This is a genomic window from Mycobacterium sp. ZZG (assembly GCF_054786995.1).
Window position 1 is genome coordinate 21,083 of the sequence record NZ_JBTBFV010000062.1, and the last position, 9,156, is coordinate 30,238.

At 66.5% G+C, this 9,156-nt stretch carries 13 protein-coding genes and 1 tRNA gene; 7 read left to right on the forward strand and 7 right to left on the reverse strand.

Translation table 11 applies throughout. The annotated features are described in order from the left end of the window. The first annotated feature begins 2 nt into the window (after window positions 1-2). Genes ACXMYJ_RS24430 through ACXMYJ_RS24440 form a run of 3 tightly spaced genes read left to right on the forward strand, consistent with a single transcriptional unit; the run spans window position 3 to window position 2,079 of the window. A complete protein-coding gene (locus ACXMYJ_RS24430; RefSeq protein ID WP_260755771.1) occupies window positions 3-671 on the forward strand; it encodes an ABC transporter permease in 669 nt (222 codons plus the stop codon). Beyond that, window positions 668-1,462, forward strand: a complete 795-nt coding sequence (locus ACXMYJ_RS24435; protein WP_260755770.1) for an ABC transporter permease — start codon at window positions 668-670, stop codon at window positions 1,460-1,462. Before ACXMYJ_RS24430 ends, ACXMYJ_RS24435 begins: the two co-directional genes overlap by 4 nt. Then, window positions 1,459-2,079 carry a putative glycolipid-binding domain-containing protein gene (locus ACXMYJ_RS24440; RefSeq protein WP_260755769.1) on the forward strand — a complete coding sequence of 207 codons (621 nt, stop codon included), beginning with the start codon at window positions 1,459-1,461 and terminating at the stop codon, window positions 2,077-2,079. The genes ACXMYJ_RS24435 and ACXMYJ_RS24440 overlap by 4 nt, the downstream gene beginning before the upstream one ends. On the opposite strand, the gene ACXMYJ_RS24445 is transcribed toward ACXMYJ_RS24440, so the two are convergent. Next, window positions 2,042-2,986, reverse strand: a complete 945-nt coding sequence (locus tag ACXMYJ_RS24445; protein ID WP_260757848.1) for a prephenate dehydrogenase — start codon at window positions 2,984-2,986, stop codon at window positions 2,042-2,044. The genes ACXMYJ_RS24440 and ACXMYJ_RS24445 overlap by 38 nt on opposite strands. Before the next feature lie 120 nt (window positions 2,987-3,106). Here ACXMYJ_RS24445 and ACXMYJ_RS24450 point away from each other — a divergent pair, with 120 nt between their 5' ends. From ACXMYJ_RS24450 to ACXMYJ_RS24460, 3 genes are all read left to right on the forward strand, one after another. Then, entirely contained in the window at window positions 3,107-3,631 is a 525-nt protein-coding gene (locus tag ACXMYJ_RS24450) for a tRNA adenosine deaminase-associated protein (protein ID WP_260755767.1), read from the forward strand. Next, complete coding sequence (locus tag ACXMYJ_RS24455) at window positions 3,628-4,077, forward strand: nucleoside deaminase (RefSeq protein ID WP_260755766.1); 450 nt, start codon at window positions 3,628-3,630, stop codon at window positions 4,075-4,077. Before ACXMYJ_RS24450 ends, ACXMYJ_RS24455 begins: the two co-directional genes overlap by 4 nt. 123 nt (window positions 4,078-4,200) lie before the next feature. Then, a tRNA-Ser gene (locus ACXMYJ_RS24460) sits at window positions 4,201-4,291 on the forward strand. Between the two features lie 183 nt (window positions 4,292-4,474). Here ACXMYJ_RS24460 and ACXMYJ_RS24465 read toward each other — a convergent pair. The 4 genes from ACXMYJ_RS24465 to ACXMYJ_RS24480 all read right to left on the reverse strand — a co-directional run bounded on the left by ACXMYJ_RS24465 (window position 4,475) and on the right by ACXMYJ_RS24480 (window position 6,818). After that, window positions 4,475-5,584, reverse strand: a complete 1,110-nt coding sequence (locus tag ACXMYJ_RS24465) for a Fic family protein (protein ID WP_260755765.1) — start codon at window positions 5,582-5,584, stop codon at window positions 4,475-4,477. Between the two features lie 201 nt (window positions 5,585-5,785). Continuing rightward, window positions 5,786-5,974 carry a hypothetical protein gene (locus tag ACXMYJ_RS24470; protein WP_460359079.1) on the reverse strand — a complete coding sequence of 63 codons (189 nt, stop codon included), beginning with the start codon at window positions 5,972-5,974 and terminating at the stop codon, window positions 5,786-5,788. Between the two features lie 186 nt (window positions 5,975-6,160). Continuing rightward, a complete protein-coding gene (locus ACXMYJ_RS24475) occupies window positions 6,161-6,490 on the reverse strand; it encodes a hypothetical protein (protein WP_260755763.1) in 330 nt (109 codons plus the stop codon). A gap of 154 nt (window positions 6,491-6,644) precedes the next feature. Then, the gene (locus ACXMYJ_RS24480) at window positions 6,645-6,818 is read right to left on the reverse strand and encodes a CsbD family protein (RefSeq protein WP_260755762.1); all 174 of its coding nucleotides are present in this window, start codon (window positions 6,816-6,818) and stop codon (window positions 6,645-6,647) included. Between the two features lie 135 nt (window positions 6,819-6,953). Here ACXMYJ_RS24480 and ACXMYJ_RS24485 point away from each other — a divergent pair, with 135 nt between their 5' ends. After that, the gene (locus ACXMYJ_RS24485) at window positions 6,954-8,258 is read left to right on the forward strand and encodes an acetyl-CoA hydrolase/transferase family protein (protein WP_460359080.1); all 1,305 of its coding nucleotides are present in this window, start codon (window positions 6,954-6,956) and stop codon (window positions 8,256-8,258) included. A gap of 21 nt (window positions 8,259-8,279) precedes the next feature. Here the strand turns inward: ACXMYJ_RS24485 and ACXMYJ_RS24490 are convergent, their stop codons facing one another. Together ACXMYJ_RS24490 and ACXMYJ_RS24495 are read right to left on the reverse strand one after the other, a co-directional pair. Further along, window positions 8,280-8,486 carry a helix-turn-helix domain-containing protein gene (locus ACXMYJ_RS24490; protein ID WP_443189105.1) on the reverse strand — a complete coding sequence of 69 codons (207 nt, stop codon included), beginning with the start codon at window positions 8,484-8,486 and terminating at the stop codon, window positions 8,280-8,282. Then, window positions 8,487-8,939 carry a DUF2975 domain-containing protein gene (locus ACXMYJ_RS24495; protein ID WP_460359081.1) on the reverse strand — a complete coding sequence of 151 codons (453 nt, stop codon included), beginning with the start codon at window positions 8,937-8,939 and terminating at the stop codon, window positions 8,487-8,489. It abuts the gene before it with no gap. Between the last annotated feature and the right edge of the window lie 217 nt (window positions 8,940-9,156).

Genomic DNA, 9,156 nt, shown 5'->3' on the forward strand with positions numbered 1-9,156 from the left:
CGATGCGGTACCTGGTCACCCACCTCGACACGCTATGGACGCTGACGGTGATCCATCTGCGGCTGTCGCTGATCCCGATCGTGCTGGGACTGCTGATCGCGGTGCCGCTCGGTGCGCTGGTGCAGCGGACGACGGTGCTGCGGCGACTGACGACGGTGACGGCCAGCATCGTCTTCACCGTCCCGTCGCTGGCCCTGTTCGTGGTGCTGCCGTTGATCATCCCGACCCGGATCCTCGACGAAGCCAACGTGATCGTCGCGCTGACGCTGTACACCGTCGCGCTGCTGGTGCGGGCGGTGCCCGAAGCGCTGGACGCGGTGTCCCCGGTGGTGCTCGACGCGGCCACCGCGGTCGGATACCGGCCGCTCACCCGGATGCTGAAAATCGAACTGCCGCTGGCGCTTCCCGTGCTCATCGCGAGCCTGCGGGTGGTGGCGGTCACCAACATCTCAATGGTCGCCGTCGGGTCGGTCATCGGCATCGGAGGCCTGGGCACCTGGTTCACCGAGGGCTACCAAGCCAACAAGAGCGATCAGATCGTGGCCGGCATCATCGCGATCTTCGTGCTGGCCATCGTGATCGACACCCTGATCATGCTGATCGGCAGGGCGCTCACCCCCTGGACCCGGGCTGACCGGGCGTCCACGGCGAAGGCGGGTGCGCCGGCATGAACTTCCTGCAGGAGGCGCTGTCGTTCATCTTCACCGCCGCCAATTGGGGCGGTCCGGCCGGGCTGAGCGCCCGGATCCTGGAGCATCTGCAGTACACCGTCATCGCGGTGTTCTTCTCGGCGTTGATCGCGGTGCCGCTCGGGATGCTGATCGGGCACACCGGTCGCGGCACCTTCCTCGTCGTCACCGGCGTGAACGCGCTGCGTGCGCTGCCCACCCTCGGCGTGCTGCTGCTCGGTGTGCTGCTGTGGGGCCTGGGTCTGGTCCCGCCGACCGTCGCGCTGATGCTGCTGGGCATCCCGCCGCTGCTGGCCGGGACCTATTCGGGCATCGCGAACGTCGACCGCACGGTCGTCGACGCCGCCCGGTCGATGGGGATGACCGAACGCAGGATCCTGCTGCGGGTGGAGACTCCGAACGCGATGCCGCTGATCCTCGGCGGGCTGCGCACCGCAACCCTGCAGATTGTGGCGACCGCCACCGTCGCGGCCTACGCCAGCCTCGGCGGGCTGGGCCGCTACCTGATCGACGGCATCAAGGTGCGCGAGTTCTACGTCGCCCTCGTGGGTGCCCTGATGGTCACCGCGCTGGCGCTGTTCCTGGACGCTCTGCTGGCGTTCGCAGTGTGGGCGTCGGTGCCCGGCACCGGCAGGCTGCAGCGGTTGGGCGCGATGCCGCAGCCTTTCCTCGGCGACGAGGTCGCATTGGAATCACGGCCGCGGCCCGGTTCATCCCCCGATTCGGAAGCCCGCCACGAACGCGCAAAGCCGTCGCCTACGGTAGAGGCATGAGTGAAGCCGATCGCTCGGACGCGACTGCCCCCAGCCGCGAGGAGCAATCCGGCCGCTGGCCGGCTGTGTTGACCTGGCGCGCGCACGATGTGCCGCGGATGGAGTCGGTGCGCGTGCAGCTCGCCGGTGACCGCATCAAGGCCCACGGCCGGATCGTGGCCGCCGCCACCTCGGAACACCCCCCGTTCAGCGCGTCCTACGACCTCGTCACCGACGAGCACGGGGCCACCAAGCGGCTGTCGCTGACCGTCACGCTGGCCGAACGGGAGCGGCAGCTCTCGATCGCGCGCGACGAGGAGAACATGTGGCTGGTGCAGGAGCGCTCCGGGCAGACCCGCAGGTCGGCCTTCGACGGTGCACTCGACGTGGACGTGATCTTCAGCCCGTTCTTCAACACCCTGCCGATCCGGCGCACCCGGGTGTACCAGGGAGAGGGATCGGTGACGGTGCCAGTGGTCTACGTGCGGGTGCCCGATCTGTCGGTGGACGTCGCGACGATCAGCTACGCAGCGGGGGCCGACGGGATCAAGCTGCACTCGCCGGTGGCCGAAACCACCGTCACCGTCGACCCCGACGGCTTCATCCTGGACTATCCCGGGTTGGCAGAGCGGATCTGACCACCCCGCCGGCGCGCCCTGCCGCGGCGAGTTCGTCGCGCCAGCCGTCGGCGCCGATGACGGTGGTGACGATCTGCGGGCGGCTGAAGCTGTCGTAACGGACCCGAGCGGCGTGGCCGGTCTCGACGAGGTCGGCCACGGTTTGATGCTGGGCCAGCTGGTTGCGGGCATCGATGAGCAACCGAAGCGCGTGGTCGAGCACCGGCATCAAGCGGGTGGAATTGGCCTCGCACATCGCCCGCACCAGGTCGGGCGAGGTCGCGGCGACCCGGGTGCCGTCCCGGAAGGAGCCGGCGGCCAGCGCGAACGCCAGCGGCACCTCACCGGCGGTGGCGGCCAGCGCCTCGGCGAGCAGGTGCGGCAGGTGTGAGATCGTCGCGGCCGCGGTGTCGTGCTCGTCGGAGCGCGCCGGCACGACGAACGCGCCGCAGTCCAGCGCCAGGTCCATCACGCTTGCCCACACCGCGGGATCGACGTGGTCGTCGACGCTGAGCACCCAGGGGGTGTCGACGAACAGTCGGGCGTCGCCCGCGGCCCATCCGGAATGGGCGGTCCCGGTCATCGGGTGCCCGCCGACGAACCGGCTGAGCAGGCCGACCTTCTCGACTTCGGCGTGCACGGCACCCTTGACGCTGGTGACGTCGGTCAACGGGCAATTCGCCGCGGTGGCACGGATGTGGCTCAGCATCAGCCCGAGCGCGGGCACCGGTACGGCGAGCACGATCAGCGCGTCGTGCGCAGCGGCGCGGGCCAGGGTCTGGTCGAGGTCGGTGCTCGCGTCGAAGCCGTCGAACCGGGCCGCCTCCGCGCCTTCGACGGAGCGGTTGTAGCCGAACACGTCGCGCCCGGCGGCTTTCGCGGCCCGCATCAGCGAGCCGCCGATCAGGCCGAGACCGATCACGCACACCGGTGGCTTCGTCACCTGCCTAGGTTGGCACATCGGTCTGGACAGTCGGTGTCAGGAGGGTGTGCAGGGCGGTGCGGACCCGCTGGTCAAGCCCCTGCCGGGGGACTACCCTCAGGCCTCATGGGAGCGCAGAGTGCACAGAAGCAGGAGCGGGTGACCGACGTTCCGGACGGCTTCGCTGTGGCCGTCGTCCGCGAGGACGGCAAATGGCGGTGCACCCCGATGCGGCCGGTAGCGTTGACCAGCCTGACCGCCGCGGAGACCGAGCTGCGTGAATTGCGAAGCGCCGGAGCGGTTTTCGGGATCCTCGACATCGACGATGAGTTCTTTGTGATCGTGCGGCCCGCGCCGTCGGGTACCCGGCTGCTGCTCTCGGACGCGACCGCGGCCCTGGACTACGACATCGCGGCGGAGGTGCTGGAGAAGCTCGACGCCGACATCGACGACGAGGAGCTCGAACGGTCGGACCCGTTCGAGGAGGGAGACCTCGGCCTGCTGTCCGACATCGGCCTGCCCGAAGCGGTGCTGGGGGTGATCCTCGACGAGAGTGACGACCTGTACGCCGACGAGCAGGTGGGCCGGATAGCGCGGGAGATGGGATTCGCCGACGAGCTGTCGGCGGTGCTGGACCGTCTGGATCGGTGACCGACGAGGACCTGATCCGCGCCGCGCTCGACGCCGCCCGGCTGGCCGGTCCTCGGGACGTGCCGATCGGCGCGGTCGTCGTCGCCGCGGACGGGACCGAGCTGTCCCGGGCCGCCAACGCCCGGGAAACCCTCGGCGATCCGACCGCACACGCGGAGATCCTGGCGCTGCGCGCCGCGGCGTCGGCGTGGGGTGACGGGTGGCGGCTGGAGGGCGCGACGATGGCCGTGACCGTCGAGCCGTGCACGATGTGCGCGGGTGCGCTGGTGATGGCCCGGGTGGCGCGGGTGGTGTTCGGTGCGTGGGAACCCAAGACCGGCGCGGTCGGTTCCTTGTGGGACGTGGTGCGTGACCGGCGGCTGACGCACCGGCCGCAGGTGCGCGGCGGGGTGCTGGAGGCCGAGTGCGCGGCGCCGCTGGAGGAGTTCTTCGCGCGGCAGCGGTGACTTCCCGGTTCCGCCGAGACCGCATCTGGCGCGGTCCGGCGGGCACATTCTGCGCAGTGGGCGCAATCTCGGCGGGGTCGGCGCGTTTTGGTCTGGGGCGTGTGCGTCGGTAAGCTGCCACACGGTGGCGTGTCCGAGCGGCCTAAGGAGCACGCCTCGAAAGCGTGTGACGGGTAACCCCCGTCCGAGGGTTCAAATCCCTCCGCCACCGCCACACCTCTCCAGCCTGCGATCCAGGTGAGAGGCTATTTTTATCGTTGCGGCGCTGTGGCGCTGGCCGCGGGGGCCCAAGCTCTCAGGCTTTGCTGACTAGGCGCCTAATGTGATTTGCGCCACAGTTTTACGCAAGATTGTGTGAAGCTTTTTGTCATGTTCTCCGGGTATCGAAAGTTTCTTTTCATCCGGGATCGGCCTCGGTCAGCGGCTCTTGCCGAACGAGCAGTCGGAGGAACTCTCTATTGATGTACAGCCGATCGCGGCCGATCTTGACACTCTCGAGCAATCCATGCTCGGCAAGGGAGTTCAGCCATGACGTCGCCGTGGGCCGGGACACGCCGCAGCGGTTCATCACGGTGGTGATCCGACAGTACGGCTGTTCGAAAAGCACCGATTGGAACTCTGCGTCTCCACCACCCCTGGATGCCGCTCTTGCACGCTGGCAGAAGTCGTCTTGGAGCCGGCGGATCGCATTAACTTTGCGCAAGGTGTACCGGGAGGTGACCTCTATGCCCGTGAGTATGTAAATGACCCACTCTTCCCAGGCCTGGTCAGCTGTCACCGCCAGCAGTAGGCGGTAATAGTCATTCTTCGTATCGATGATGTAGCGGGACAGGTAAAGGACTGGAAGGCGGAGCAGACCAGCTTCGACGAGCATCAACACGTTTACGATCCGGCCGGTTCGGCCGTTGCCGTCAGTGAACGGGTGAATTGCTTCGAACTGATAGTGCGCAACGGCCATCCTGATTAAAGGATCCAGCCCGTCCTGTTCATGGATGTAGCACTCCCAGTCGGTCAATTTTTTCTCGATCACATCGCGCCCTTCGGGCGGGCTGTAGATGACCTCGCCGCTGCCCGGCCGCGCGATTCGAGTCCCGGGGAGGGCGCGCACCTTCATCTCCCGGCCCTTGATGATGCTGCAAACCGCTGCCGCAGTAGTGGTGGTGAGGCCTCGCTCCAAGGTGTGTTCGAAACCAGCCCGAAGAGCTGTGCGATATCGGAGCGTCTCTCTCGTGGCCGGATCAGCATGTGTTTCATCGTCAAGGTGACGAAATAGGTCATCTGTCGTAGTCACGATGTTCTCGATCTCCGAGCTGGCCTGGGCCTCCAAGATCGGGATGGAGTTGATCAGCACTGTCGGGTTCGGGATGGAGACGACTGCCTGATCAAGATGAGCGAGGGCTGTATTGGCACCGATGGCAGCCTTCAAGACCGCGCGTGTCTCAAGAGTGTCGACGCCGGGGGGGCGGGGGAGGTCGTTGAACGGCTTGTCCGGTTTCCAGGCGCTCACCGCTTCACGATCCCAGAATCGAACATACATGTAAAGAAAACGTTCAAATTTTTACATGTCCCGGACTTATGTGAACCGGCTTTGCATGTGGATTCTGATAGCGAATCGCTCAGATTTGTGACGGAAACCAGCCAACGGCATCGCCCACCCTCGATAGGAACGCGATGACGGCGCTGGCGATAGCAGCACCGTCCGCGGCAGTCATGCGTTGGTCGACGGAGAGACTCCTGGCAGCTTGCCCGGCGCGGCCTTAACGACGAGCGCATAAGCCAATGCCAGGTCATCGAGCTGGCTGGCAGAAGCTGTCGCCGCCTTCGCCTCAATCGTCTGCAGCAACGCCCTCACTGTCTCCTCACGCAGCTGCTTGATGTCGACTGCCTGCGAATCCATCATTTGTCCTGTTCTCCTGACTGGCTATGCCCGGGTGGTGCTGGCCTCAGCGTGGCCACACTTTGGCCTCAGTTTGGGTTCAAATCCCTCCGCCACCGCCACACCTCTCCTGCGTACGCGGGTAGAGGCTGTCAGACATCCGCTGCTGCGTCCGAATTTTCGGGTACGCGGTCTCGGCAGGGAGACTTACCCTTCGCCGCCGAGTTCGGTCTGGTCCCGCTCGTTCTCGGCGGTGTCCTGGGCCATCGCCGACTCGTCGAGCCACTTCTGAACATCGCCGCCGAGGCGGTCCGCCGACAGTTCGGCGAAGTCGAGAGCCTGCACCGCCATCGCGGCCAACACCTTCATGGCCCGTCCGCTGTGGTGGATCTCCGCCATCAGCGCGCTGAGCGCTTCATTGTCTTCGGCGTGCAACCTCGACAGGTAGTTGCGGGCATCCGCGAACTCGCGGTCAAGGTGCGCCAACTTCCTTCGGAACTCGTCGGGTGAAGGCAGGTCGGCGGGTGTGTGCCTCATCGGATTCTTCTCTCGGTGCCGGGCTCAGGCCCCAGCCACCATTAGAACGCGCGTCGCGCGTCAGGAGTTGGCTTTGAACCACGGTGAATTCACCACGCCGTGAGCAGTCAGCCCTGCCATCCGCACTGATGACAGGGCCGACTGCTCATGCGAGTCAGTTCTTGAACGCGTCTTTGACCTTCTCGCCGGCGTCCTTGAGGCTGGACTTGGCCTGGTCGAGCTTGCCCTCGTTCTCGGTGTCCTTGTCGCCGGTCAGCTTGCCGACGCCCTCCTTGGCCTTCCCGCCGAGGTCTTCGATCTTGTTGCTTGCCTTGTCGTCGGCACCCATGTGCATCCCTTTCCGCCGTACATCAAGGCTCGGATCCGAGCCATGCGGGCGGGGTACCTTCGCGCCGCGAGTTCGAAACCCTCGGGACGGGACGTGTCACCCGTCGCGGTGTGTCCCGCATGGCAGGGTGTCGGCATGCCCGAGGAACTGACCGCCGAAGAGGCCGCCGCCCGGCTCACGCCCGCCGACACCCTCGGTCTGCCGCTGGGACCGGGCCAGCCTCCGGCGTTCCTGCGCGCGCTCGGCGCCCGCACGGACTGGACGGATCTGCGGGTCTACGGTGCGCTGCTGGCCGTCGGAACCGACCTGTTCGGCCGGGCCGGTGTGCACTATCTGTCCGGTTTCTACGGCCCGCTGGAACGGGTGCTGCGGGATTCCGGCGCTGACATCGACTTCACCCCGGCCGACTTCCGCCGGTTCGGGCAGCTGATGGAACGGCAGTCGCCGCGCGTGATGACCACAGTCGCCGCACCGCCGGACACCGACGGCTGGTGCTCGCTGTCGCTGCACGCCGGCGGAACCGAGACCGAGCTGCGCTGCGCCGGCGCCGACCCGGACCGACTGCTCGTCGTCGAGGTTTCGCAGGCCTACCCCCAGACGTTCGGCCACGGCGAGCATCGGCACGCACTGCACGTCGACGACATCGACATCCTGGTGCGGTCGACCGAGGCGCCGCTGGCGTTGCCGAGTCCGCCGCCCACCGACACCGACACCGCAATCGCTCGTCACGCTGTCACCTTCATCCCGCCCGGTGCCACGTTGCAGACCGGGATCGGTTCCATCCCAAGCCAAATCGCGGCGCTACTGGCCAAGGGCGAGGGCGGAGACTACGGCCTGCACAGCGAGATGTTCACCGACGGCTGCATGCAGTTGCACCTGGCCGGCAAGGTCACCAACACCGCCAAGGGACGATTCGACGGAGTCAGTGTGACGACGTTCGCGTTCGGTTCCGAGGAGCTCTACGCGTGGTTGGACGGCAACCCCGAGGTCGCGTTCCTTCCGGTGGAGATCGTCAACTCGCCCGAGGTGATCGGGGCCAACCATCACATGATCTCGATCAACGGGGCGCTGGCGGTCGACATCCACGGCCAGGTGGTCGCCGACACGATCGGCGGCGACCAGTTCAGCGGTATCGGCGGGGCCGAGGATTTCGTCGCCGGCGCCGGTCTGGAGCTGACCGACCGTTCGCTGATCTGCCTGCCCTCGACGTTCGACGACGGCGGCCGGCTGCAGTCCCGGATCGTGCCACAGTTCGACGCCGGCGCGATCATCACCACGCCGCGCCATCACGTCGACGTCATCGTCACCGAGTACGGCGCCGCCGAGTTGGAAGGCAAGACCGTTCAGCAGCGCGGGCACGCACTCGCGGCGATCGCACATCCGCTGTTGCGCGACGAACTGCTCGCCGCGGCCGACCGTGCCGCCCGGCGCCGGGGCTGAGACGAGCTTCCCAGGGCGACCTCAATCGGGGACCCACTCCAGCAGATCACCGGGCTGGCAGTCGAGAACTCGGCACATCGCCTCCAGCGTGCTGAAGCGGACCGCCTTCGCGCGACCGTTCTTCAGCACCGCCACGTTGGCCGGCGTGAGGCCGATCCGTGTGGCGAATTCACCGACGCTCATCTTGTGCCGGGCCAGCTGGACATCGATGCGCACGACGATGGCCATTTAGATGACCGCGTCCATGTCGGTGCGCAGCGCAGTCGCCTGTCGAAGCAACGCCCGCATCACCACCAGCAGCAGGCCGACTACCGCGCCACCGGTCAGTAACAGGAGCATCAACAGCGGCAGCCCGGGATCGTCGGCCTGGAACCCGATGTAGACAAACAGCGCCAGAAACACCGTCCACCCGACCGCGATCGCGCCGAGGATGGCGTTCACCCAGATCATCGACACCGACCGGAAGATCTGGTGTCTGCTGACCAGCGTGAGCAACTTCCACGTGCAGACCAGAACGACCTGCGCACAGAGCACGAGGAACACCGACACCGCCGTGAGCGGCCACCGCAGGTACGCCCGGTCCGGCGACTCCGCTGCCATATGTGCGAATTGCCCTGGCAGCGACATCGTCTGCAGCAACAGCAAGATCGCGAACAGCGCGAGCAGGAAGATTCGCAGCAAGGGAACTACTCGACGGACGGCGGGCATACAGCGAATATCGCGAGAAAACTATCGAAAGTCAATAGGCGTGGCAGGCGCGGCCATACCCATCTAGTGTCCTGAGTCATTAATTGCGATCTAGTTGTTAGACTGGGTTGTGCCGACACCTCATGCCGCGAAGATTGTCTTGACCACTGACGAGCGGGCCGAGTTGGAGGGGTGGGCGCGGCGACGATCC